The sequence below is a fragment of the Terrabacter sp. P2_E3 genome, from assembly GCF_056403915.1.
This window is the reverse complement of record NZ_JBFUEN010000018.1, coordinates 31,131-55,557: the sequence shown is the minus strand read 5'-3', so window position 1 is coordinate 55,557 and position 24,427 is coordinate 31,131. Positions and strand designations below refer to the sequence as shown.

Sequence of the window (24,427 nt, the reverse complement as noted above, 5' to 3'; positions counted from 1 at the left end):
GCCACCGCCCCCGGCAGGTGCACTCTCCCCGGGTGCGCCGTCTGGCGCACGACCGGGGCGTCCACCTCGGGGGACTCACCGGCACCGGTCCGCGCGGCCGGGTCACGACGGACGACGTGAACCGGGCGGCCTCGATGGCGGAGCTCCCGCTCGCCTCTCCGGTCGCCGCTTCCGGCACGGTGCGCGCTTGCTACACCGCGGTCACCGAGGTGGAGGTCACCCGTCTGACGACCTCACCTGACCTGCTCGCCTGCCTCGTCGAGTCGTCGGTCCGGACGGTCCGGTCCGTCCGCGCGGCGACGGCCGAGGTCGTCCGTACGACGGTGTCGGTGCACGGGCCGCCCGGGGGCGCGCCACGGACGGTCGTCAACGCCCACGACCTCGGAGTGCAGGGGATCCAGCGGGTCCTCGGAGCCGCAGACACACCCCTGAACGGCTCTGAGGGGCAGGCCTCCCGGCCCGAGCTGTCGGTCCACGACCTCCGGGGAACCGGCGTCCTGTTCGACGTCCCCGTGCTCGAGGACGGCGTGGTCGTCGCGCTCTCGTTCGGAGACGTCGTCGACCGGCCCACCGTCGTCGAGCTCCCCGACGGTGGACGCGGGATCGGGATCGGCTCCTTCGTGCACCTCGCTCTCACCGTCGACGAGCATCTGGCCGGTGCCAGCGCAGCGCGGCTGCTCGCCCAGGTGCGTCAGCGCCTCGAGGCCCACGAGAGCGGGAGGTCGTCGTGAACGCCCGCACCGAGCACCTCGCGTACTCCACCCTCGTGCACCCGGGCGACACCTGGTCGGAGATGCGCGACAGCCTCATGACCTACGCGCCGGCCGTGAAGCGGAGGGTGTCGCCCGACACGTCGTATGCCGTCTCGCTCCGTCTGTCCGCCTCGTCGGCGCAGACGCTGACCGACAACCCGGGCGAGCGGGAACGTCTGCGGGTCTGGCTGGACGAGAACGACATGTACGTCTACACCGTCAATGCCTTCCCCTACGGCCCGTTCAAGGGTCGTGTCGTGATGGAGGAGGTGTACGAGCCCGACTGGTCGGATCCTGACCGGGTCCGCTACACCTGCCAGGTCGCCGACATCCTCGCCGAGGTCTGCCCGTCCCACGTGTCACCGTCCATCCAGACGTCGCCGCTCGCCTTCCGACCCAAGGTGCTGACGACCGCGGACCGGGCCACGCTGACCGAGAACGTCCTCACCGTGGTGGCACACCTCGTCGACCTCGAGCGCAGGACGGGGCGGCGAGTCAAGCTCGCGCTGGAGCCGGAGCCTGCCTGCTTCCTCGAGACGACCCCGGAGACGGTGGACTGGTTCCGCGAGGACGTCTGGTCCTCGACCGGGACGGAAACCCTGTGCCGGCTCACGGGACTCCCCGTCAGCGAGGTCGCGGGGCTGGTCCGTCGCCACCTCGGCGTCGTCTTCGACATCTGCCACCAGTCCGTGCAGTTCGAGGACATCGCCCGGTCGCTGGAGCTGCTCTCCGAGGCCGGGGTCCCGGTCTTCAAGCTGCAGGCCGCAGCCGCGCTCCGCGTCCCGGACGTCACCGACTCCGCCGTGGACGCCCTCGAGGCGTTCACGGACACGATCTACCTCAGCCAGACGACGGAGCGACGAGAAGGGCGCCTCACGCGGTTTCTCCACCTCGCCGACGCCATCAGGGCCTGGCGCGCCGACCCCGCAGGAGGTCCTCGCGAGTGGCGGACGCACTTCCACGTACCGATCTTCCTCGACGACCTGGACGGACTCAGCACGACGCGGGCCGGCATCGTGGCCGCGCTCGAGGTGCACGCCCGGACCCCGCTCTCGGACCACCTCGAGATCGAGACCTACACGTGGGACGTGCTGCCCGCGCACCTCAAGAACGGTGACATCGTCGACTACGTCTCGCGCGAGCTGGAGTGGATCCGCGCCGAGCTGGATCGGTTGGACCCGGGGCGATGATCGACCATGCCTCCCTGCGGGACCGGGCCGAGGCCGCCCTCCCGCCAGACGTGTTCGCCTACTTCGCCGCGGGCGCAGGGGACGAGACCACCCTCGCGCGGCAGGAGCAGGCCTGGGACGAGGTGCTGCTGCGGCCGAGGGTGCTGCGGGACGTGTCGGCGACCTCGGTGGCGTCTCAGGTGCTCGGACATCCGATCACCTCGCCCGTCCTCGTCGCCCCCACTGCCACCCACCGGCTGGCCCACCCCGAGGGTGAGGTCGGGGTCGCCCGGGCGGCCCGGGCCGTGGGCAGTCTCCTCGTGCTGTCGATGAGGTCGAGCACCCGGGTGGAGGCTGTCGCCGCCGCTGCCGGACCCTTCTGGCAGCAGCTCTACGTGCTACAGGACCGCGGCGTCACCGACGAGGTCGGCCGCCGTGCCGCCGCCGCCGGTGCGTTGGCTCTCGTGGTCACCGTCGACACCCCCCGCGTGGCTCGCAAGCGCGCCGGCCTCCCTGTCTCCCGTCCGAGCACCGGGATCATCGAGTCGCTCGACCACCGCCACGTCGCCGACCCACGGCTCATGCAGGCCGAGGACGTCGGCCCCCGCGATCTCGAACGACTCGCCGAGAACAGTGGGCTGCCCGTCGTGGCGAAGGGCGTGTTGACCGCGGAAGCCGCCCGGGACTGCGTGGCCGCCGGCGCTTCTGCCGTGGTCGTGTCGACGCACGGAGGGCGGCAGCTCGACGGGGTCGTCCCGGCGCCCCTGGCCCTTCCGGAGGTCGTCGAGGCCGTCGGCGACCAGGTGGAGGTCTACGTCGACGGGGGTGTCCGCACGGGATCGCACGTCCTCAAGGCGCTCGCCCTCGGAGCGCGAGCCGTGCTCATCGGACGACCGGTCATCTGGGCCCTCGCCACCGGCGGATCCGACGGGGTGCGAGACCTTCTCGTCGACATGGCCTCGGAGGTCGAGGAGGCGCTTGCGCTCGCCGGCTGCCCGTCGTGCACCGACGTCGGGCCCGACCTCGTGCGCCGGTAGGACGAGCGGCGCTCCCGCACGGGCGTATGCCGTGCTGCGCTGCGCGAGCCGCCCTCCCTCTCCCCTACCTAGGAAGTGACGACATGACGACGACAGCGGTCACGGACCAGACCGAACGCGCTCTCTTGGCTCGGATCCCCACCGGGCTCTACATCGACGGCCGGTGGACCGAGGCTGCCGACGGTGGCCGGTTCGAGGTCGTCGACCCCTCCACCGAGTCCGTCCTCGCCACCGTCGCCGACGCGCGACCCGACGACGGCGACCGCGCGCTCGCTGCGGCGCACGCCGCCCAGCCGTCATGGGGGCGCACTCCACCGCGCGACAGGGCCGAGATCCTCCGCCAGGCCTTCGAGCTCGTGACCATCCGCGCCGAGGACTTCGCGCTGACGATGACCCTCGAGATGGGCAAACCCCTCGCCGAGGCGCACGCCGAGGTCGGCTACGGGGCCGAGTTCCTCCGCTGGTTCGGCGAGGAGGCAACGCGGATCTCCGGCCGGTACTCCACGGCTCCCGACGGAGCCAACCGCCTCTTGGTCACGAGGCGACCGGTCGGGCCGTGCCTGTTCATCACACCGTGGAACTTCCCGCTCGCCATGGCGACCCGCAAGATCGCGCCGGCCATCGCCGCAGGCTGCACCATGGTCCTCAAGCCTGCCGAGCTGACCCCACTGAGCGCCCTGCTCCTCGCCGAGGTCCTCGAGGACGCCGGCCTGCCGCCGGGCGTCCTCAACGTCATCCCCACGACCGACCCGGGGTCGGTGAGCGGCCCGCTGCTGTCGGACGCGCGGCTGCGCAAGCTGTCGTTCACCGGCTCGACACCGGTCGGCCGGCGGCTCATCGCCGCCTCGGCCGACCAGGTGCTCCGGGTCTCGATGGAGCTCGGAGGCAATGCCCCCTTCATCGTCTTCGAGGACGCCGACCTCGACGCCGCCGTCGAGGGAGCGCTCGCCGCCAAGCTGCGCAACGGCGGTGAGGCCTGCGTCGCCGCCAACCGCTTCCTCGTGCACCGGAGTCTCGCCGACGAGTTCGGACAGGCCCTCGCAGCACGGATGTCCTCCGTCACGGTCGGTCGTGGCACCGACCCGGCCACACGCCTGGGTCCTCTCATCAACGCCGCGGCCGTCGCCAGGGTGGGCCGTCTCGTGGACGGAGCCGTCGCCGCGGGCGCCCGTCTCGCCCTCGGTGGCCGGGCACTCGACGGACCCGGCCACTTCTTCCCGCCCACTGTCCTCACCGACGTGCCAGCCGGCGCGGACATCCTCGACGAGGAGATCTTCGGACCAGTCGCCTCGATCGTTCCCTTCGACACCGAGGACGAGGCCGTCCGCCTCGCGAACGCCACGCCGTTCGGACTCGTCTGCTACGTCTACACCCGCGACCTCGACCGAGGGCTCCGGATGGGCGAACGTCTGGAGACCGGGATGCTCGGCCTCAACACGGGCGTGGTGTCCAACCCGGCAGCTCCGTTCGGCGGCGTGAAGCAGTCCGGCCTCGGCCGCGAGGGAGGACGTGAAGGTATCGAGGAATACCTCGAGACCTGCTACATCGGCGTGGCCGACCCGTTCGCAGCATTCGGATGAGGGTCGGTCCGCCGCCGCGCCCTCATTCCCCGGCGCGGGAGATGACCTCCGCCACGAGCCAGCCGGGTTCGTGGTCAACCTCCCAGCGGGCAGGTGCGCCTAGTCATGGGCGGATGCCGCCCACCTCTTGGGAGGGGACGGCATCCGCCATGTCGAGGACTCTGGCGCTTCGTCAGCGCACTGCGTAGGCCGACTTGACGACCTGCGTCACCGTGGCGCCCTTGCTGTCGGTCACCTCGACCCGCGTGGTGACCGTCTTGCCACTGGCACCCGTGTGGTCGACGACCGCGCTCCACGCCCCGGCGTTGCTGGACACCGCGGCGTCCGTCCACGTCGTGCCACCGTCGTAGGAGAAGGCGAACGTCGCCGAGACGATGTCACCAGGGGCGTAGCCGCCGTGACCGGTGACCCGGATCGGCAGCACCTGCCCCGCCGAGGCGGCGAGGGTCTTGCTGCCTTCCTCGGGCAGGCCGACCCGCGGGAAGAGCAGCGGGAGACCGACCGAGAACGTGTCGGGGTCGAGCGCGGAGCGGAAGCGCCACGTCGTCTTGACCTCGGTCGATCGGGCCCACTGACGCGCCGGGCTCCCGAACTTGCCGGTGTTCATCTCCAGCTCGTAGGCCGAGTCCTCGGCCGGCACCTCGAAGACGCCGTTGGGGGTGTAGCTGTAGCCGATCTCCTCGCCGTTGCGGCGCAGCGTGAGGTTGCCCTCGTCCCCGAAGCTGCCGGGGTTGGCCACGTGCCCGAAGTCGTCGCCCCACATCTGGGGGGCGAAGCCCATCAGGCCACCCTGCCGCTCGGCCGTCAGCTGCTCGAGGCCCTGGTCGTTCTTGATCGCAGCCGGGGCGACGATGCCGCCGTACCAGCTGTCGGTGCGGACGCTGCCGGCCGGGTAGGTGCGCCAGGCCTCGGTCATCGCCTCTCCGAAGGGGAAGCTCGAGGTGAGGTAGTGCAGCCACTTCGTGCCGCCGTCGGTGTAGAACTCGGTGCGCTTGGTCGCGACGTGGACCGCCTCATAGGCGGAGACACCGAAGGTGACGCCGTTGTCACGACCGGCATAGACGTAGTCCAGGAGCGGCGTGTCGACACCCATGCCCTTGTAGTCCGCCTCCGTGCGGCCGAGCTTCTTGTCCTGGGCGACGAACGTCTTGTCGTCGGTCAGCGGGGTCGACTGGGTGAAGCCGAGGTTGTAGACGTACGGGCTGCTGGCCGTCGCCTTCCAGGAGAGCGTCAGCTGACCACCGGGGGCGGTGGCAAGGAGCGTCTGGAGCTGGTCGCCCTCGGCCATCGGAAGGGAGTAGGTCGCCACGCTGAGCGGCGTGAACCCGGCCACCGGCAGCCACTTGCCGGGAGCCGGAGCGTACGCGAGCAGGGCCCTGACACCGGCCGAGCGAGCCCGGTTGACCATCGACGGAGAGATGCCAGCGGTGCTGACCTTGACGAGCACGACCTTGCCACCCACGCGGGCGGGGTCGAAGATCGAGCCGGTACCGCCGTCGACGAGACCCGCAGTGCCGACACCGTCGAGGCCCGGCGCCGCGTTCGGCGCCGCGATCGGGTGCAGCACCGGTCCTGCGACGACCGACAGCGACTCGACGGCAGGCGCGTAGCGGCGCGACCAGTCACCGAACTCCCAGGTGCCCTGCTGGGGGTTGCCCTGCACGTCGGCGTACACGGCGGTCGTCGTCGAGCCACTGCTGAGGGAGCCGGCGTGGATCCACGTGTCGTCCCACGTGCGGGAGAACGAGAGGACCGAGGCCTTGGGCTCACTGGGCCGGTCCGTCTTGACCGACAGCAGGTGCGCCTTCGTCGCGTCGAAGTCGACGGTCGTGTCGCCGGTGATCTTGATCTCCGGTCGGCCGAAGTAGGCGATGGAGCCGACGGTGTTCGGGGTCAGGTAGGTCGGGTCGGGGCTCCTGACGAAGCTCGACAGGAAGTAGGTGCCGGGACGCACCTGGAACGTCTGCTCCGCGGCGCCGTTGTTGAAGGCGCGCTGCGCCTTGATGGAGTCGATGTTGACCACGTCGACGCTCGAACCCAGGTTGGCGGGCTGACCGAGGCGGTCCTTCATCCGGACGGTGAGCCGCACCGTCTGGGGAGTGACGTAGAGCGAGAAGGGCGTCGACACGTCGGCGCCGCCGGTGGCCAGGATGCGGCCCGTGACGTCGCCGTACTGCGCAGCCGCGAGCTTCGCGGTCGGGTCGACCTTCAGCGGGACCTTGACGGTGCCACCAGCGGGGATGGTCACCGACGAGGCTCCGAGGACGGCCGGCGTCGACGTGACGGCGGAACCGTCGTCACCCGTGACACCGGCGACGGACAGCTTGAGAGTGACCGGCTGGTCGGTGACGTTGGTGTAGGGAAGGTCGATGGTCGTGACCTGGGCGCTCGTGTGCGGCCACGCGAACGTCCCGGCCTGCACCGGCATGGTGATCACCGGGGCCTTCGCCGCGGCGATCACATCCAGTCGACCCGCGCCCTGCGCGCGGACGTCACCGGGAACATCGGACTTCGCCGACGACACGAGGGCCGCCTTGAGCTGCTGCCCGGTCCAGGTCGGGTGCGTCTGCTTGACGATGGCGGCGGCACCGGCGACGTGCGGCGTCGCCATCGACGTGCCCGACATCGCGACGTACGCGTTGTCGCCCCGCCCGCCTGAGCGGGCGGCGGTGATGCCGACGCCCGGCGCCGAGATCTCCGGCTTGAGGGTGTGGTCGACCGCTGTGGGCCCGCGGCTGGAGAACCATGCCGGCACGTCCTGACGGTCCACGGCGCCCACCGTCAGCACGGCGGGAGCACAGCCGGGAGCCGAGACCGTGTTGTTCGCCGAGCCCGTGTTGCCCGCCGCAATGACGAAGAGGGTGGAGCTCGTGGTGGCGAGCTCCTGCGCAGCGGACGACATCGGGTCGTTGCAGGCGGCAGGTGCCCCATTGCTCCCCAGGCTCATGGACACGACGTCGGCGCCCTGCGAGACCGCCCACTCCATGCCGCCGATGATCATCGAGTCGGAACCACCACCGTTGTCACCGAGCACCTTGCCGATGAGCAGCTGGGTCTCGGGCGCGACGCCCTTCTCGACGCCATCGCTCGCCGCGCCGGAGCCGCCGACGGTGGAGGCGGTGTGCGTGCCGTGACCGTGCACGTCCGACAGCGCTCCACCCGCTGAGCCGGTGAAGTCCTTGGACGCCACGATCCGACCCTGCAGGTCAGGGTGCTCGGCGTCGGCGCCCGTGTCGAGGACGGCGACCTTGGTGCCGGCCCCCTTGAGGCCCTCTGCCCAGGCCTGGTCGGCGTTGACCTGCTTGGTCGACTGGTCGAGGGTGGCGTACGCCTTGGCGTCGAGCCAGATCTTCTCGATCTTGGCGCCCGCCGCGGTGGACGGGTCCGTCGCGTCGGCGAAGAAGTGAGCGGCCTGCGCCTTGCCGGCCTTGAGCGCGATGCCGTCGATCGAGTGCAGCGTCTGGCCCTTCGCCGCGCCCTTCGGGGTGACCGGTGCCGAGCGGGCCCGGCTGAGGTCAGTGGTGTAGCGCGCGATGACCGGCACGCTGTCGGTGCTGGCGTCGTCGTAGCCCATGGCGACGAGCCCGGTCACGTTGAAGAGCTCCTCGTCCACCTTGCCCGAGGCCAGGGCGTCCACGGCATCGGCGGGATAGACGTAGACGTCCTTGCCGACCCGGCGCGTCTCGACAGAAGGCACGGTGCCGTCCTCGCGCGGCAGCACGGTGACGATCGGCGCGTTGGTGCCTGCCCCGGTGACGAGGACCTTGTCGCCCGTGATCAGGGTGACGGTCTTGGGGGCGTCGCTCGCCGCGTGGGAAGCGGACGATCCGACGATCGGGCGGGGTGTGGCACCTGAGTCCTGGCCGAAGGCCGAGGTGGGGGCGGCCGCGGTGGCGGCAACGATGGCAACCGTTGCCACCCCTAGGGTGTGACGCCAGATGGGGCGCATGCTGGTCCTCCGGGGAGTGTGGCGCGAGCCCGCTGTTCGGGTCACGCTGCGTGAGGGTGGCGCCCGGGGTGGGACTCCGGCGCCGCGAGCCACAGTGCCCGAGGAGCGAATCGTCGGGAAGAATGTGCGTGCGGCGGTTATGCGTCATGGCGCAGGTGCGCCACCCGCCCCAACGACGTAGGACGTACCGGAAGGAGCCGGCGTGGAAGCGCTTGCCGCGCTGGGCCTCGGCCCGGCGGAGTCCACGCTCTACCGCACGCTGGTCGGGCTGGGTGGCACGACCGTCGACGACCTCACCCATCGCTGCCAGCTCTCGAGCGCGGAGGTCGAGGAGAGTCTCGTCGGGCTGGAGCGCATGGGACTGGTGGCACAGTCGGCCGCCACGCCGGGCCGCTGGGTAGCGGCGCCACCGGGGATCGCGCTGCGCGCCCTCCTCAACGACCGCCGTCACGAGCTCGATCAGGCTGAGCTCGTGGCCGCACGGCTGGCGGAGGCGCACCGCACCGATGCTGCGGGGAGCGTTCACGATCTCGTCGAGGTGGTCGTCGGGGCCGGCGCGGTCGGACAGCGGTTCCACCAGCTGCAGCTGGGCGCCGTCGAGGAGGTCTGCGTCCTCGTCACCGACAACCCGACGGCCGTGACGGCGGCGGAGAACCAGGCCGAGGACATCGCGGCGGCCCGCGGCGTCCGGTACCGGGTCGTGCTCGAGCGCGACGTGCTGGAGCAGACGTCGCAGACCGAGCTGGTGGCGGTGATACGCCGCGACGAGGAGGTGCGGATCAGCGACCGTGTCCCGACCAAGCTCGTCATCGCCGACCGTCGCACCGCGATGGTGCCCCTTGACGCCGACTCCCCGGAGCCGGCGGCCCTCGTCATCCACTCGACCGGGCTCGTCCAGTCCCTCCTGTCGCTCTTCGACTTCGTCTGGCGCGAAGCCTGGCCGCTCAACTTCGTGTCTCCGGAGAGCGACGAGCTCGTGGAGACGGCCCCGGGTCCGGACGAGACCGACCTCCAGGTGCTCTCGCTCCTCATCGCCGGCGCCTCCGACGTCCTGGTCGCGCGGCAGCTCGACGTCGGGCTACGCACCGTCCAGCGCCGGGTCCGGTCGCTCATGGATGCCACCGGTGCCAACAGCCGCATCCAGCTGGGTTGGGCGGCACACGAGAAGGGCTGGCTCCGCCGACCGTAGCTCGACGGTCTCCGCCGCCGACCGCTGAGGCGGGTGCCGGTGCCGCCTGCTCGCCTGCTCGGCCAACGTTGGACAAGGGTTGTACATCTTTGCGATCGGACGCTTAAGGTCGGAGCCATGGACCCCCGCTCCGCGCTCGAGGCGGTCCGGACCGCTCCCACCCTCCTCGAAGCCATGCGGGCAGCGTCGACGCTCGCCGATGTCACGGCGCAGGCGGACGGTGACGCCGTCCGTGACCTGATCTCGGCCACGCTCTCCGACGATCCCCTGACCGCCCTCGCCGCCGTCCACGCGCTCGGCGTCTGTGACGACCCCACCGCAGCACCGGCACTCGCACGCCTGGTGGCTGACGGGCGGCGCCACGTGGCGGAGCACGCGCTCGACGCGCTGCGGCACACGGCTCCCGTCGACGAGGCGCTGCCCCACCTCGTCAGCGCGAGCCGCGACGGCGGCTTCACTGGGATGCTGGCCCAGCGCACCCTCGAGAGCTGGGCGGTGGGGCAGCCTGACCGGGTGCGTGGTGCCCTGCTGACCCGCCTGGCGGCAACGGCCGACGACGACGGCCGCGCCAGACTGGCCGAGACACTGGGGCTGGTGCCCGGCACAGCGACCACGACGGCGCTCGTGGCTCTCGCGGCAGACGACACCGAGGCGCTCCCGGTGCGCGCGGCCGCGACGGCCGCCCTCGGCGACGGACCCGCGGCCGACCACAGCGCCGAGGCGCTCCTCGTGTCGTTGGCCCGCACGGTCGGCCCTCTGGCCCAGACCGCCCGGCTCGCCCTCTTCGACCTGCGTCCGGCCCCCGCACCGCCCGTGCCCGACGGGCTGACCGTCGTGCAGCTCTTCCTCCACTCCGACATCGACGGGCAGCTGCACCATTCCGGCCGGGGCGACACGGGCGGCATCGCCACGCTGCTCGTGCACCTCGGGGACGCCCTGCTGCGCGGCGAGCCCGCGATGGCTCGGGTCATCACCGTGTCGGGCGGCAGCCCCGAGCCGACCCAGTTCCCCTCAGGACGTCCGTCCGCCGCGCCCGGTGGCCACCTCGGCTCCTCGCTGCTCGCGAGGGGCCACCACTACGCCAAGGTGCCGCTGTCGGGTCCTATGGGGGTGAGCCGTGCGTGGCCTGCGCGGGTCGCGGCGCGCCGCGGGATCCGGCGGATCCTCCGGACCGCCGGTCGCGTCGACGCGATCCACCTGCGGATGGCCGACGTCGGGTCCATGGCCGCCGCAGAAGTGGCGGACGAGCTCGGCATCCCCGTCGTGCTGACCGTCGCGCCCGACCCCCAGGCCCTCATCGACGCGCGGGACCACGCCGGGACGCTGACCCGTGCCGGGTTCGACGAAGCCGATCTCGTGGAGCACCTGTGGTTCCGCGACCAGCTGCTCCGCGACCTCGCCGCGCGCGCCTCCCACCTCGTGCTCTTCCCGCGCCCACGGGTCGGCGACGACCTGCGGCGCTACCTCGGGATCGACATCGACGTGCAGCGAGACCGCCTCACCGTCGTCGGCGAGGGCATCGACGTGGCAGGTGTCGACCGCATCGTCGGCGAGACCCTCGATGGGTCGGGACGTCGCCGCGGGTCCGGCGTCGCATCCGCCCTCGACGAGCTCGACACCCTCCTCGACACCCTCCCCGACGACCGCCGAGCCCTGCCAACCGTCGTGTCGGTCGGTCGGCTCAACCCCGTCAAAGGGATGGCGACCCTCGTGCGGGCCTGGCGCGACGACGCCCGGCTGCGCGAGCGCTGCAACCTGCTCGTCGTGGGTGGCGACCTCGACCACCCGAGCGACGAGGAGGCAGCCGAGCTGGCCCGGATCGACGCCGTCGTGCCTGCCGCCGAGGCGGCCGACCTGGGGCTGCTCGTGGCCGGGCACCGTCCCAACGCGACGACCATCGCGTGGCTCGCGCGGCTGCGCGGACGTCCGGGCGACACGGCGCCGCCCGGGGTCTACGTGAGCGCGAGCCTCAAGGAGGAGTTCGGCATCGCGATCCTCGAGGCGATGGCCGTCGGGCTCGTCGTCGTCGCACCAGACGGCGGGGGCCCGGCGACCTACGTCGCCCACGGGAAGACGGGCATCCTCGCCGACACGTCCAGTGCCGCCGGCCTCGCGGGCGCGACCCACGCCGCCCTCGACCTCGCAGCCGCACCGGCCGCCGACACCCGGAAGGCGCAGGCCCGGGACATGGTGCGCACGCGGTTCGGCATCGACACGATGGCCGCGTCGCTCGCCGGGGTCTACCGTGAGGTGGCGCCGCAGCGAGCGGGCGAGCCGCGCCTTTCCGACGCCGTGGAGGGAGCCTCGTGACGCTGCTCGTCATCAGCCCTGACTACGCCTCCCACCTCTACCCGCTCGCCACCCTCGCCACGGCCTGGCGTGATGCGGGTGAGCGCGTCGTCGTCGCCACCGGCACGGCCACCGATGCCCTCGTCACCGCCTTCGGCTATGAGCGCGAGCACCTGCAGCTGGGGCGCGGCTCGAACCCGGGCGTCATCCGGGCCGAGGAGCAACCGGCGGGCGAGGACGACTCGCTCCGTGGGTTCTTCGAGGCGACGCGGCTCGGCGCCGTCGAGACGCTGGCCTACCAGGCCCGGGCGCGCGGTGACGACCTCCTCTGGAACGCCGTGGGCGTGGCCCGGGCCGTGCACGACGTCGTCGACCGGGTGCGCCCGGACACGGTCGTCGTCGACCACCTCGCCTTCGGTGCGCGACTGGGTCTCGCCAGCAGGGGCACCAGCCACGCCGACGTCGTGCTGGGTCACCCGTCCGCTCTCACCGTCGGCGACGAGGTCTACGGCTACCCGCCTGCCTGGCCGCGTGCCTTCACGCCCGGGCCGGACGCGCTCGCCGAGCTGCGGCGCCTCTCGGAGCAGGTGCGCGACGACTTCACCGCGCAGTGGAACACCGCACTGGCGCAGCTGTCGCCGGGGGCCACGCCGAGCGTCGACGCCTTCGCCGAGACCGGCGAGGTCCTCATGCTCAACTACCCCGCGGAACTGCACGACCACGACCGCACCGCCCTGCTCCCGCGCCACACCTTCCTCGGCTCCGCGGTGCGGGCCGAGGCCCCGGACGAGGAGGTCGAGGCGTGGCTCGGCCGCAGCGACCAGCCGGTCGTCTACGTCAGCCTCGGCAGCTTCCTCTCCGCCCGCTCCGACCTGCTCGCGACGATCGTCGAGGCGCTGCGCTCGCTGGACGTCCGCGTCGCCCTGGCCCACGGGTCGACGCCGCGCCCCCTGCTGGGTGCTCTCCCGGAGTCGTGGCTCGTACGCGAGATGCTCCCGCAGGTGACCCTGCTCGGTCACGCTTCCGTGGCCGTCTCGCACGGCGGCAACAACAGCGTCACCGAGTCACTGACAGCCGGCGTCCCCCTGCTCCTCCTCCCCCTCTCCACCGACCAGTTCGCCGGCGCCGCCGCCGTCGAGGTGCAGCGGCTGGGCGAGGTGCTCGACCCCAACCGCGCCGACGCCGCTGCGATCCGCTCGGCCGCCGAGCGCCTGATGGGTCCCGCGGACTCCGTGGACCGCGCGGGCCTACACCGGCTGGGTGCGTCGATGCGCGAGCATCCGGGCCCCCTTCGGGCCCGCGACGCACTGGCGCGGCAGACCACGCCCGCAGGCGGGAGCGGTCCCGCAACGCTCTGAGCCTCACCCCGGCGCGTGGGGACGTCGACCCGGCAGGTGGGGCGGCGGCATACGCCCTCGGTCGGGCGGGGGCACGTCAGCGGGGGCGTGGGCTCCGCCACCGGCCGGCGGCGATCTGCTCGCCCCCGACCCACACGCCGCCGACGTCGGAGGTCGTCCCCAGCGCGAAGACCTTGGAGAGCGCGTCGTCGGGGGACGATGCGTTGTCGAGGCCCACGGCGAGCGGGTCGCCGGACTCGGGCAGCACCCAGACGGCGTCGAACTGCTTGCCGACCGAGAGGTCACCCACGTCGTCACCGAGCCCGAGCGCGTCGGCGCCCGCCCCGGTGCTCAGCCAGAGCAGGTGGGCCGAGGTCAGCAGCATCCCGTCCGGGCCGAGGAGCTGCTGGACGAAGTAGGCCTGCAGTCCCTCCTTGAACAGCGAGAAGCCGGTGCCGGCGCCGACGTCCGAGCCGAGGGCGACGCGCACCCCGGCCTCGATGTGACGACGGAGCGGGAAGAGCCCGCTGCCGAGCGCCGCGTTGCTCGTGGGACAGTGCGCCACCGCGGCGCCGCGCCCGGCGAGCGTGCTCAGCTCGGCATCGGTCGGGTGGACGTCGTGAGCGAGCACCGACCTCGGCGTGACGAGGCCGAAGCGGTCGTAGGTGTCCACGTAGGACGCCCCGCCGAAGAGGGTGGCGACCTCGCTGATCTCGTGGAGGTTCTCGTTGAGGTGCGAGGTGAAGAGCGACCCCGGCACCTCGGCGAAGGTGGCGGCACAGGCCTCGAGCACCCCCTCGCTCGCCGAGAGGGAGAAGCGTGGTGTGACGGCGTAGCGCAGGCGGCCCTTGCCGTGCCAGCGGGCCGCGAGCTGGCGCGACTCGGCGTAGGCGCGCTCGGGGGTCGTGAGCAGCGGCTCGGGCAGCAGCCGGTCCGAGGTCACGAGGCCGGTCGCGACCCGCAGGCCCCAGTGGTCGGCCGCCTCGAACATCACGTCGACGGCCGGGGCCTGGTGGGCCCCGAAGACGAGTGCGGTCGTCGTCCCGGCGTCGACGAGCCCCGCCACGAAGTCACGGGCCACGCCCCGGGCGTGGTCGACGTCGGCGAGCCGCATCTCCTCCGGCAGGGCATAGCGGTCCAGCCAGTCGAGCAGCGGCAGGCCGAGCCCGCCGATGACGCGCACCTGGGGGAAGTGCACGTGCGTGTCGACGAGCCCCGGCAGGAGCAGACCCTCGCGCAGGTCGAGGACCGGCTCGTCGGGATGCTCCGCGCGCACCACGTCGAAGGGGCCGCGGGCCGTGATGACGCCGTCCCCGACGAGCAGCCCGCAGTCGTCGTCGGACCGGAGCATGCCTCCGGCGAAGGGGCTCGTCGGCGTGTCGAGGACGCGCACCCTGAAGATCGTCACGGACGGGTGCCCGGCGTCGGGCGCTCGAGCTGCCGCTCCCGCTCCCGCTCGAAGGCCGCGAGCAGGTCGACCGCGACAGCCACGGCGATGGTCGCCGGGCTCTTGCCGGCGAGCCCGGGCGCCCCGATCGGCGTCGTGATCCTGCTCAGCTCCTGCGCCGAATGGCCCTCTGCCGCAAGGCGTTGCTCGAAACGGCGCCACTTCACCGACGACCCGATGAGCCCGATCGAGCCCAGGTGCGAGCACCTCAGGGCGGCGTCGCACAGCGCGACGTCCTCGGCGTGGTCATGGGTCATGACGAGCACGTGAGTGCCGCGCGGGACCTGCCCGAGCACGAGCTCCGGCACGGGCGCGTGGTGGACGTGCACGCCGGCCACGGCGTCGGCGAGCCCCGCGAGTCGTCCCGCGGCCACGCGGTCGGCCCGGCCGTCGACGAGGTGCAGCTCGAGGTCGTGTCGGCTGAGGATGCGCGCCAGCTCGGCGCCGACGTGCCCCATCCCGAAGATCGCCACGGAGGGCACGACGGGCAGCGGCTCGAGCAGCAGCGACACCTCGCCACCGCAGCACTGCTGGCCGTGCTCGACCGGGGCGCGCTCGTTGAGCGCCAGGTCGAGCTGCTCGGGAGCGACCTCGCCCCGGGCGAGCATCGCGCGCGCCCGCTCGACGGCCGTCGCCTCGAGGTTGCCACCGCCGATGCTGCCCCACGCGTCGTCGGGCGAGACGACCATCTTGGCGCCAGGCTCGCGCGGGGCGTGGCCGCGGACGGCCGCGACCGTCACGAGCACGCCGGGGATCCGGTCCGCACGCAGCCGCTGGGCTGCCGAGAGCCAGTGCACGTCAGTCACCCCTCCCGGCGGCGACCTGCTCCGAGTGCGGGCGCAGCGGGTGCCCGTCGGGGTCCGCACGCTCGGGCGCGACGCCGACGCCCTGGCGCCCGCCCCGTACGACCGCCACCGTGTGCGGCGGCTGGCCGGCACCTCGTGCCTGCTGGACAGCCCAGAAGACTGCCTCGGGTGTGGCCGGCGACGCGAGGTCGACCTGCGTGCCGGCGGGCCCGAACGCGGCGGCCGCCTGGCGCAGGGCCTCGCGGACGGAGATGGCGAGCATGAGCGGCGGCTCCCCGACGGCCTTGGACCCGTAGACGACGCCGTCCTCGGTGGCGCGCTCGAGCAGTGCGACGTTGAAGACCTCGGGCATCTCCGAGAAGCTCGGCAGCTTGTAGGTGCTCGCCGATGCCGTGGCGAGCCGGCCGCGTGTCGGGCCGGAGGACTCGTCCCACCGGAGGTCCTCGAGGGTGAGCCAGCCTGCACCCTGCACGAAGCCACCCTCGATCTGGCCGAGGTCGACGAGCGGAGAGAGCGAGTCACCCACGTCGTGCACGATGTCGACCCGGCGCAGCCGGTAGGCGCCGGTGAAGCCGTCGACCTCGACCTCGGCTGCCGCGGCGCCGTAGGAGAAGTACTTGAACGGCGAGCCCTGCATCCGGCTCGAGTCCCAGTGGAGTCCCTCGGTGCGGTAGAAGCCGGCCGCCCAGAGCTGGACCCGTTGGTAGTAGGCCTCACTCACGAGATCGGTCCAGGCCACCTCTGCTGCGCCTGTCGCCGCTCCCGACGCCGCTCGCGCGCACCCGTCCTCGAACCGCACGTCCTCGGCGGGGACGCCCAGCCGGGCGGCGGCCACGGCGCGGAGCCGCTCGAGGATCTGCTCACAGGCGTCCTTGACCGCTGCGCCGTTGAGGTCGGCCCCCGAGCTCGCCGCCGTCGCAGACGTGTTGGGCACCTTGTCGGTGCGCGTCGGCGCCAGCCGGACGAGCGACAGGGGGACGGCGAGCGACGTCGCGGCGACCTGCAGCATCTTCGTGTGCAGGCCCTGGCCCATCTCGGTCCCACCGTGCGTGATGAGGACCGAGCCGTCCTTGTAGACGTGCACGAGCGCCCCGGCCTGGTTGAAGGCGGTGAAGTTGAAGGAGATCCCGAACTTCACCGGCGTGACGGCCAGGGCCCGCTTCGTGTGCTCGTGGGACGCGTTGTACGCGGCGACTGCCGCCGAGCGCTCCGCGAGCTCGCCGGTCGTCAGCACCTGCTCCCAGCACGCGACCGCCCGCTCGGGGTGACGGACGACCTGGCCGTACGGCGTGGCCTGGCCCTCCGCGTAGAAGTTGCGCCGCCGCAGCTCGACGGGATCGATCCCGAGCAGCGGGGCGCAGCGGCCGAGGACGTCCTCGATGACGAGCATCCCCTGGGGGCCGCCGAACCCGCGGAACGCCGTCTGGGACGTCTTGTGGGTCCGGGCGATCCGCCCGTCGACCCGGAGGTGGGGGATCCAGTACGCGTTGTCGACGTGACAGAGCGCCCGCGCCAGCACGGGCTCGGAGAGGTCGAGGCTCCAGCCGCCGTCGGAGGTCAGGGTGGCATCGAGCGCCTGGATGCGACCGTCAGCGTCGAACGCGGCACGCCACTGCGCGTGGAAGCCGTGTCGCTTGCCCGTCATCGTCAGGTCCTGGGTCCGGGTGAGGCGCAGGCGCACGGGGCGCCCGGTCAGGACGGCTCCCAGGGCGGCCACGGCTGCGTAGCCGTGCGGCTGCATCTCCTTGCCGCCGAAGCCTCCTCCCATCCGCAGGCACTGGACCGTGACGGCGTGGCTGGCCAGGCCCAGCACGTGCGCCACGATCTGCTGGGTCTCTGTCGGGTGCTGGGTGCTGCTCTGGACGAAGACCTGTCCGCCCTCGTCGACGTGGGCGAGCGAGCAGTGCGTCTCGAGGTAGAAGTGCTCCTGCCCGGCGAGGTCGAGCTCGCCGCTGAACACGTGCTCGGCCGCGACGAAGGCCTCGTCGACCTGCCCGCGCTCGAGCCGCGGCTGGCCGCCCTGGAAGCTGCCGGCCTCGATCGCCTCGCGGACGGTGACGACCGAGGGCAGCGGCTCGTAGTCCACCTCGACGGCCAGGGCCCCGAGCCGGGCCGCCTCGAGGGTGTCGGCCAGGACCCAGCACAGGGCGTGACCAAAGAACATCACCTCGGACGGGAAGAGCGGCTCGTCGTGCTTGACGCCGGCGTCGTTGACGCCGGGCACGTCGGCAGCGGTGAGGACGCGGACGACGCCCGGAACCGTGAGTGCTGGGTCGGGGTCCAGCCGCGTCACGCGGGCGTGGGCGTGCGGTGCCTGGACGGGGTGGGCGTGCAGGACCCCAAGGGTCCGCACGCTGAGGTCATCGGTGTAGAGCGCATCGCCGGTGACGTGAAGGGCGGCCGACTCGTGCGGGATCGGCTGTCCGACGACGGAATCCGCGGCCCGGCGCGACAGGGACGTCATGCGCCCACCCCGTCGGCACACTGCTCGTCCGCATGGAGGCGAAGGAGCGAGGTGCCCAGCACCGCGCTGCGGTAGGCCGCGCTGGCTCGGTGGTCGTCGAGCGGGGTGCCCTCCCCCCGCATCACCTCGGCGGCCGCCTGCACCGTCGCCGCGGTCCAGGCCCGGCCCTGCAGGGCTGCCTCGGTGGCGAGCGCCCTGACGGGGGTGGCCGCCACGCCGCCGAGACCGATGCGCGCCCGCCGGACGGAGCCGTCGACGACATCGAGGGCCACGGCGACGGCGACGCTGGAGATGTCGTCGTAGCGGCGCTTGGCGACCTTGTGGAAGGCCGTGGTCGGGCTGAGCGGCAGGGGGATCCGCACCGCACGGATGAGCTCGTCGGGGCGGCGCACGCTCTGCCGGTAACCGGTCCAGTAGTCGGCGAGCGGCACCTGCCGGTCCCCGTCCGGACTCGCCAGCACCATGACGGCCTCGAGCGCGAGCAGGGCGGGCGGCAGGTCACCGATCGGCGAGCCCGTGCCGAGGTTGCCGCCGAGGGTCGCCCCGTTGCGGATGAGCCGGGAGGCGAACTGGGGGAACACCTGGTCGAGCAGCGGGATCCGCCCGGCCAGCTCGCGCTCGACCTCGGTGAGGGTCAAAGCGGCGCCGATCTCGACGGCCTCGTCACCGACCTCGAGGCGGCGCAGCTCGGGCAGACGGTCGATGCCGATGACGAACGGCGCCCTGGTGCCACGGAGGTTGACGTCGACGCCCCAGTCGGTCGAGCCGGCGACGACCGCCGCGTCCGGATGTGCCGCGAGCAGCTCGAGCGCCTCGTCGAGGCCGGCTGCCCGGGCATAGGTGCCGGTCGCCCCCGAGAGTCGGGTCCCGACCGGAGGTGGCGGCGCGTCCGAGCGCCGCGAGGCGAGCGCGTCGTCGGCCGCCGGGGAGTCGAGCGCGAAGGCTGCGTCCCGGATCGGCCGGTAGCCGGTGCACCGGCACAGGTTGCCGGAGAGCGCCCCGAGCCGGAAGCCGTTGGGCCCCGACTCGTGCGCGTCCGCGTCGCTGCCCACACGGGCCGCGTCGTCCTGCCGGTCGGCCCGGTAGTACTCGGCAGCCATGGAGCAGACGAAACCGGGCGTGCAGTAGCCGCACTGCGACCCGCCTCGCACCGCCATCTCGTGCTGCACGGGGTGCAGGTGCTGGGGCGTCCCCAGTCCCTCGGCGGTGACGACCTCCTGGCCGTCCAACGAGGCGGCCGGCAGGAGGCAGGCGTTGACGGCCGTCCACTCGGTGCCCGACCTACCGTCGGGGCGGGCCACCAGCACCGCGCAGGCGCCACACTCCCCCTCGGCGCACCCCTCCTTGGCCCCGGTGAGCCCCTGCCCCCGCAGCCAGTCGAGGGCATTGGTCGCGGGGTCGGTGCCCGCCAGACCGCGCTCGGTGCCATTGACCGTCACCGAGAGGCGCTGCCCCGGCGTCATCCGAAAGTCCCGTCGTCCACGGACCCATGATGCACCGCCGGGTGCTGCGGTCAATCAGGGCTGGACGTTCAGGTCGAGGGTGTGCGCGCCACGCACGACCTTCGTCGCGAGGTAGTGGGCGTTCGCGTCAGACAGGTGGACGCCGGTCGGGACGCGACGGGCCACGGTGACCCCGAGCGCCCGCAGCTGATCCACCTTGTCGGGGTTGTTGCTGAGCAGCTCGACGCGGCTCACGCCCAGCGCACCGAGCATCTGCGCCGCGACGGTGTAGTCCCGCTCGTCCTCGCCGTAGCCGAGCGCGACGTTCGCCTCGTAGGTGTCGAGGCCCGCGTCCTGGAGCACGTAGGCGTCGAGCTTCGGGTAGAGCCCGATGCCGCGGCCCTCCTGCCGCAGGTAGAGCAGGAACCCGCCGCTCGCGTCGAGGCGCTCGACCGACTCGCGCAGCTGGGCGCCGCAGTCGCACCGCCCGCTGCCGAAGACGTCACCGGTCAGGCACTCGCTGTGCAGCCGGGTCGGCGTCGGGTCACGGTCGCAGGCCCCTGGACCGGGGACGTCCGCACGGTCCCCGAGACCCAGCGCGACGTGCTCGCGCCCGTCGGCGAGACCGTCGAAGGTGAACACCCGCGCCGTCGTCGCGAAACCGTCGGCAAAGGTGACCGGTACGAGCACGTGGGTGCGGATGCGGGCCGGTGGGGGTCCCGGAGCAGCCGTCGGTGCGCGACTCGGCGCCCCGGGGATCACGCGCTCTCCCGGAAACGCGGCGACAACGCATACCTCAGCAGGACCACGTCGCCGATCTGGCGCACCTCGGCGAGCGTCGCCCGACGGCCGGCGTTCCAGGGGTAGCGCCCGTCACCGACGAACCGGCACGCCGCCGAGTCCCCGACGAAGAAGGGCGCCACGACGAGCTGGAGCTCGTCGGCGAGGTCGTCGGTGAGCAGCTGCGTGTGCACGGTGCCGCCGCCCTCGACCATGAGCCGCCGCACCCCCCGGTCGCCGAGGTCCTCGCAGACGCGGCGCATCGTCGCGGGACGACCGGCATCGACGACGGCCGCAGCCGCACCGAGCCGTCCGCGCGCCTCGGGCACGACGTCGCTGGGGCAGTAGACGATCTTGTCCGCACCGTCGGCCGCGAAGAAGCTTGCGGCGCAGTCGAGCTCGGCCCGTCTCGTGACCGTCACCTTCGTCGGCGACGGGGTGAGACCGCGGGCCACCCGTGCAGCCCGCCGCTCGGGCGAGCGGACGAGCAGGCGCGGGTTGTCGTGACGGATCGTGCTGGCACCGACGAGGATCGCGTCGCTCGCGGCTCGCTCTCCGTCGACACGGTCGAAGTCGGCGTCGTTGGACAGCATGAGCCGGGCCGAGGTGCCGGCACTGAGATAGCCGTCGATCGACATGCCACAGCTGAGCAGGGTGTAGGGACGGTCAGCCACGGACGGCTCCTTCCGGTGGGAGCGCGCTCGGGGTGCGGGGGCTTCCGCGCCGCGACACGACGAGCAGCGCCGCACCCGGCAGGGCAGCGACGAACGACATCACGCCGTAGACGACGGCGGTCGCCACTCCCCCGGCGACGCCGAGCCCGGCCACGCCGAACACCCAGGCCGCCACCCCTTCACGCGGTCCCCAGCCGGCGACGTTGAGCGGCAGGGCCATCGCCACGAGGACGACGAGCGCGAGCGGCACGAGGTCGGCCACGGGCGCCTCCACCCCAGCGCTGCGGGCCGCCAGCACGAAGGTCGCGACGTGCCCGACGACGACGAGCGCCGAGACCACGACGACGCCCGGCCACGTATGCCGTCCCAGGAGTCCGTGACGCACGTCGGCGACCGCGACCCGAAGGACCCGCGAGACCTGCGCGAGGGGCCCGGGTGGCACGGCCGGGGTGCGACCCGAGCGACGCCGCCGGGTCGCCACGACGCCGACCAGAGCGGCGGTCCCGGCGACGAGAACCATGGTGGCCACGGGGGATCCGCCCGGCTGCAGGCGCGACGGCAGCAGCAGCACGGCGCCCAGCGTCAGCCCGAGGAGGACGACCTGACCGGCCGAGCGCTCCCACACGACCGACCGCACGCCGCGGCCGACGTCGCCGCCGTCACGCCCGTGTCGGACGCCTCGGTGCACGTCGCCGAGCACACCCCCGGGCAGGGTCACGTTGAGGAACTGCGACCGGTAGCACGCGGCGACCGCCGAGCGCAGGGACAGCTCGGACCCGAGGCCCCGGGCCACGAGGACCCACCGCCACGCGCCGCAGACGGTCGTGACCACGGCGATGGCGGCCGCCGCCGCGACCGAACGGGCGTCGACGTGGCGCAGTCCGTCGACGAAGGCGCCACCACCGATGCGCCACACGAGGACGCCGAGGATCACGAGCCCCGCGAGGGGGCGCAGCCAGGACCGGTCGCGCTGCATCTCCTCCGCCCTTTCTGCCCAGGATCTGCCGAGTATCCGCCCGGGACCCCTGATGGTGACGACGTCCGGCTCCACGATCGGGTTCAGCGACCCCCTACCCGCTCGAGCACGGCCGACACGTGTCCTGCGGTCTCCGACCACGATGACAGGGTGTCGCGTCGCGCCAGGGCATTCCGGCGCAGCCGTTCCCGCAGGGCCCCGTCGGTGAGCCACGACCGGAGCGCAACCGCCAGCGCCTCGGGGCTGCCTGCAGGGACGAGCAGCCCGGGCCGCCCGTCACCCGCCTGCCCGACCGCCTCGCGGACGCCACCGACGTCGGTCGCGAGCACCGGGACGCCGCGCGCGAGTGCCTCGGTCACGACCATCCCGTACGTCTCGAGGTGGGAGGGCAGGACGAGGAGGTCGGCAGCGGCATACGTCCGCTCGAGGTCCGCACCGACGCGCGGTCCCACGAGGTGCACGCGGTCGCCGAGGCCCGCCGACGCGACCCGCCGACGCAGCCCGTCGACGACGTCCGGCTCGCGCGTCAGGGCGCCGACGAGGACGCACGACCACGGGAGGTCGTCCACGAGCGCGAGCGCCGCGAGGAGGTCGGCCTGCCCCTTGAGCGTGGTCACCGCGCCGACGCAGATCAGGCGCCCGCCGTCGGGACCGCCGGCCGCCACGCGCGCCCGGTCGACCCCGGGCCGGGCGACGTGCACGCCAGCGGGGGCGAGGGCGTACGCGTCGAGCAGGACGTCCCGCGTCCACCCGCTCGTCGTCACGACGGCCGCGGCCGCGGCCAGCACCCGGCCCTCAGCCGCGGCCGCGCTCGGGTCAGACACCCCGAGCGGCAGGTGGACGACGACGACGAGATGGACGCGGTCCGCCGCGGGCACGAGGACGGCGTCCGCGGCCGACGCGACGAGGCCGTCGACGAGCAGCACCGACCCCGTGGGGACGGCCGCGACGACATCGGCCAGGCAGGCCGTCGCTGCCGCGTCCGGGTGTGGCCACCGCCCGGGCACGGGGTGCTCGCTCGCCTGCCACCCGAGGGCACGCAGGCCGTCGAGCACCCTGCGGTCGTAGGTGTTCCCCCCGCTCGGGAGCAGGGGGTCGTCGATCCCGGCCGGGACGACGGCGTGGAACTCCCTCAGAGCTCGCACTCGTAGCTCGCCCAGGCGACGTGTGACTCGTGGAGGGTCACGGCGAGCGCGGTGACCCGGTCGGTGGCGCCGCCGAGGTCACCGGCGCGTATGCGAACCGCGACCCGCTCCGCGATGGTGCGGGCCAGCACCTCGGTCGAGGTGTTGACCCCCGCGAAGTCCGGCTCGTCGTCGAGGTTGCGGTAGCCGAAGGCACCGACGACCTCGCGGACGTGCTGGGTCGCGAGACCGATGTCGACGAGGATGTCGTCGTCGTCGAGCTCGGGACCGCGGAAGGTCACGTCGACGACGAACGTCGCCCCGTGCAACCGCTGCGCCGGACCGAACACCTCCCCCCGGAAGCTGTGCGCGATCATCATGTGGTCCCGGACGGTCACGCTGAACATCGGCTCCCCGCTCAGTGGGTGGGTCGGTAGGAGATCGTGTGGCAGATGGCCGGCAGGGAGCCGTCCGCGAGGCGCGGCATCAGCGCGGGCAGCTCCTCGAAGGGCGAGTCGCCGGTCAGCAGGGCGTCGAAGGCCGGGTCGCGCAGGAGGTCGAGCGCGAGCGCCAGCCGCTCGGCATACGTGTATCGCGAGCGCCTCGCTGCCGCAACGGAACCCACCTGACTGGCTCGGATCCGCAGCCGCGACGAGTGGAACGCTCCGCCGAGCGACAGCTCGACCCGCGCGTCGCCGTACCAGCTGAGGTCGAGCACCGTCGCCTCCGGTGCGAGGAGGTCGAGCGAGAGCTGGAGCCCGGCACCCGTGGCGCTCGTGTGGACGACGAGGTCGTGGTCCCCGCGCACGTCGACGAGGTCGGCCGGCCGTGCGAAGCCGACCCCGAGCGACCCCGCCACCGCCTCCCGCGACGGGTCCACGTCGACGAGGGTCACCCGGCACCCGGGGACCCCGGCGAGCAGGCGCGCGACGCAGCACCCGACCATCCCCGCACCGACGACGGCGACGCGGTCACCGAGCCGCGGAGCGGCGTCCCACAGCGCGTTGACGGCGGTCTCGACGGTGCCGGCGAGCACGGCCCGCCGAGCGGGCACGTCGTCGGGGACGACGACGACCGCCCCGACGGGGACGACGTAGGACGTCTGGTGCGGGTGCAGGCAGAAGACCGTCCTCCCGACGAGACCCGTCGGGCCCTCCTCGACGACGCCGACACCGAGGTAGCCGTACTTCACGGGACCGGGGAAGTCCCCCTCCTGGTGCGGGGCGCGCATGACGGCGTACTGGTCCTCGGGGACCTTCCCACGGAAGACGATGGTCTCGGTGCCGCGGCTCACGCCCGAGTGCAGCGCCCGCACGAGCACCTCGCCCGATCCGGGAGCGGGCACGGTGACCGGCCGGATCTCGCCCCTGCCGGGCTCGACCACCCAGAAAGCCCGCGCATCGGTGGACACG

18 protein-coding genes are annotated in these 24,427 nt (G+C 72.9%); 7 read left to right on the top strand and 11 right to left on the bottom strand.

Going from position 1 to position 24,427, the window contains the following annotated elements:
- The first annotated feature begins 32 nt into the window (after positions 1–32).
- The 4 genes from AC1DW8_RS19835 (at position 33) to AC1DW8_RS19820 (ending at position 4,538) form a co-directional block, all read left to right on the top strand.
- Positions 33–731 carry an E3 binding domain-containing protein gene (locus AC1DW8_RS19835; protein WP_478095604.1) on the top strand — a complete coding sequence of 233 codons (699 nt, stop codon included), beginning with the start codon at positions 33–35 and terminating at the stop codon, positions 729–731.
- Positions 728–1,942 (top strand): metabolite traffic protein EboE, encoded by a 1,215-nt coding sequence (gene eboE, locus AC1DW8_RS19830; RefSeq protein WP_478095603.1) that lies wholly within the window; start codon positions 728–730, stop codon positions 1,940–1,942. Before AC1DW8_RS19835 ends, eboE begins: the two co-directional genes overlap by 4 nt.
- Positions 1,939–2,958 (top strand): alpha-hydroxy acid oxidase, encoded by a 1,020-nt coding sequence (locus AC1DW8_RS19825; RefSeq protein WP_478095602.1) that lies wholly within the window; start codon positions 1,939–1,941, stop codon positions 2,956–2,958. The genes eboE and AC1DW8_RS19825 overlap by 4 nt, the downstream gene beginning before the upstream one ends.
- Before the next feature lie 83 nt (positions 2,959–3,041).
- Positions 3,042–4,538 carry an NAD-dependent succinate-semialdehyde dehydrogenase gene (locus AC1DW8_RS19820; protein ID WP_478095601.1) on the top strand — a complete coding sequence of 499 codons (1,497 nt, stop codon included), beginning with the start codon at positions 3,042–3,044 and terminating at the stop codon, positions 4,536–4,538.
- Positions 4,539–4,710: 172 nt separating this feature from the next.
- Here the strand turns inward: AC1DW8_RS19820 and AC1DW8_RS19815 are convergent, their stop codons facing one another.
- The gene (locus tag AC1DW8_RS19815; protein ID WP_478095600.1) at positions 4,711–8,457 is read right to left on the bottom strand and encodes a S8 family peptidase; all 3,747 of its coding nucleotides are present in this window, start codon (positions 8,455–8,457) and stop codon (positions 4,711–4,713) included.
- 232 nt (positions 8,458–8,689) lie between these two features.
- Here AC1DW8_RS19815 and AC1DW8_RS19810 point away from each other — a divergent pair, with 232 nt between their 5' ends.
- The 3 genes from AC1DW8_RS19810 to AC1DW8_RS19800 all read left to right on the top strand — a co-directional run bounded on the left by AC1DW8_RS19810 (position 8,690) and on the right by AC1DW8_RS19800 (position 13,323).
- Positions 8,690–9,676, top strand: coding sequence for a helix-turn-helix domain-containing protein (locus AC1DW8_RS19810; protein ID WP_056771839.1), 987 nt, complete (start codon positions 8,690–8,692; stop codon positions 9,674–9,676).
- A gap of 117 nt (positions 9,677–9,793) precedes the next feature.
- Positions 9,794–11,986, top strand: coding sequence for a glycosyltransferase (locus tag AC1DW8_RS19805; RefSeq protein WP_478095599.1), 2,193 nt, complete (start codon positions 9,794–9,796; stop codon positions 11,984–11,986).
- The gene (locus AC1DW8_RS19800) at positions 11,983–13,323 is read left to right on the top strand and encodes a nucleotide disphospho-sugar-binding domain-containing protein (RefSeq protein WP_478095598.1); all 1,341 of its coding nucleotides are present in this window, start codon (positions 11,983–11,985) and stop codon (positions 13,321–13,323) included. Before AC1DW8_RS19805 ends, AC1DW8_RS19800 begins: the two co-directional genes overlap by 4 nt.
- Positions 13,324–13,399: 76 nt before the next feature.
- Here the strand turns inward: AC1DW8_RS19800 and AC1DW8_RS19795 are convergent, their stop codons facing one another.
- The 10 genes from AC1DW8_RS19795 to AC1DW8_RS19750 all read right to left on the bottom strand — a co-directional run bounded on the left by AC1DW8_RS19795 (position 13,400) and on the right by AC1DW8_RS19750 (position 24,426).
- Complete coding sequence (locus AC1DW8_RS19795) at positions 13,400–14,710, bottom strand: guanine deaminase (protein WP_478095597.1); 1,311 nt, start codon at positions 14,708–14,710, stop codon at positions 13,400–13,402.
- Entirely contained in the window at positions 14,707–15,546 is an 840-nt protein-coding gene (xdhC, locus tag AC1DW8_RS19790; RefSeq protein WP_478095596.1) for a xanthine dehydrogenase accessory protein XdhC, read from the bottom strand. Before xdhC ends, AC1DW8_RS19795 begins: the two co-directional genes overlap by 4 nt.
- Before the next feature lies 1 nt (position 15,547).
- Positions 15,548–18,019, bottom strand: a complete 2,472-nt coding sequence (gene xdhB / locus AC1DW8_RS19785) for a xanthine dehydrogenase molybdopterin binding subunit (RefSeq protein WP_478095595.1) — start codon at positions 18,017–18,019, stop codon at positions 15,548–15,550.
- Complete coding sequence (locus AC1DW8_RS19780; RefSeq protein ID WP_478095594.1) at positions 18,016–19,482, bottom strand: xanthine dehydrogenase small subunit; 1,467 nt, start codon at positions 19,480–19,482, stop codon at positions 18,016–18,018. The genes xdhB and AC1DW8_RS19780 overlap by 4 nt, the downstream gene beginning before the upstream one ends.
- A 54-nt stretch (positions 19,483–19,536) precedes the next feature.
- Positions 19,537–20,151 (bottom strand): GTP cyclohydrolase II, encoded by a 615-nt coding sequence (locus AC1DW8_RS19775; protein ID WP_478095624.1) that lies wholly within the window; start codon positions 20,149–20,151, stop codon positions 19,537–19,539.
- A 68-nt stretch (positions 20,152–20,219) separates the two neighbouring features.
- Positions 20,220–20,915 carry a RibD family protein gene (locus AC1DW8_RS19770; RefSeq protein ID WP_082619394.1) on the bottom strand — a complete coding sequence of 232 codons (696 nt, stop codon included), beginning with the start codon at positions 20,913–20,915 and terminating at the stop codon, positions 20,220–20,222.
- The gene (locus tag AC1DW8_RS19765) at positions 20,908–21,891 is read right to left on the bottom strand and encodes a lysylphosphatidylglycerol synthase transmembrane domain-containing protein (protein WP_478095593.1); all 984 of its coding nucleotides are present in this window, start codon (positions 21,889–21,891) and stop codon (positions 20,908–20,910) included. The genes AC1DW8_RS19770 and AC1DW8_RS19765 overlap by 8 nt, the downstream gene beginning before the upstream one ends.
- Before the next feature lie 83 nt (positions 21,892–21,974).
- On the bottom strand, positions 21,975–23,036 hold the full coding sequence (locus tag AC1DW8_RS19760) for a glycosyltransferase family 4 protein (protein WP_478095592.1): 1,062 nt from the start codon (positions 23,034–23,036) through the stop codon (positions 21,975–21,977).
- Positions 23,024–23,422 (bottom strand): 6-pyruvoyl trahydropterin synthase family protein, encoded by a 399-nt coding sequence (locus tag AC1DW8_RS19755; RefSeq protein WP_056771865.1) that lies wholly within the window; start codon positions 23,420–23,422, stop codon positions 23,024–23,026. The genes AC1DW8_RS19760 and AC1DW8_RS19755 overlap by 13 nt, the downstream gene beginning before the upstream one ends.
- Positions 23,423–23,433: 11 nt before the next feature.
- Positions 23,434–24,426 carry an MDR/zinc-dependent alcohol dehydrogenase-like family protein gene (locus AC1DW8_RS19750; protein WP_056771868.1) on the bottom strand — a complete coding sequence of 331 codons (993 nt, stop codon included), beginning with the start codon at positions 24,424–24,426 and terminating at the stop codon, positions 23,434–23,436.
- Position 24,427 lies beyond the last annotated feature (1 nt).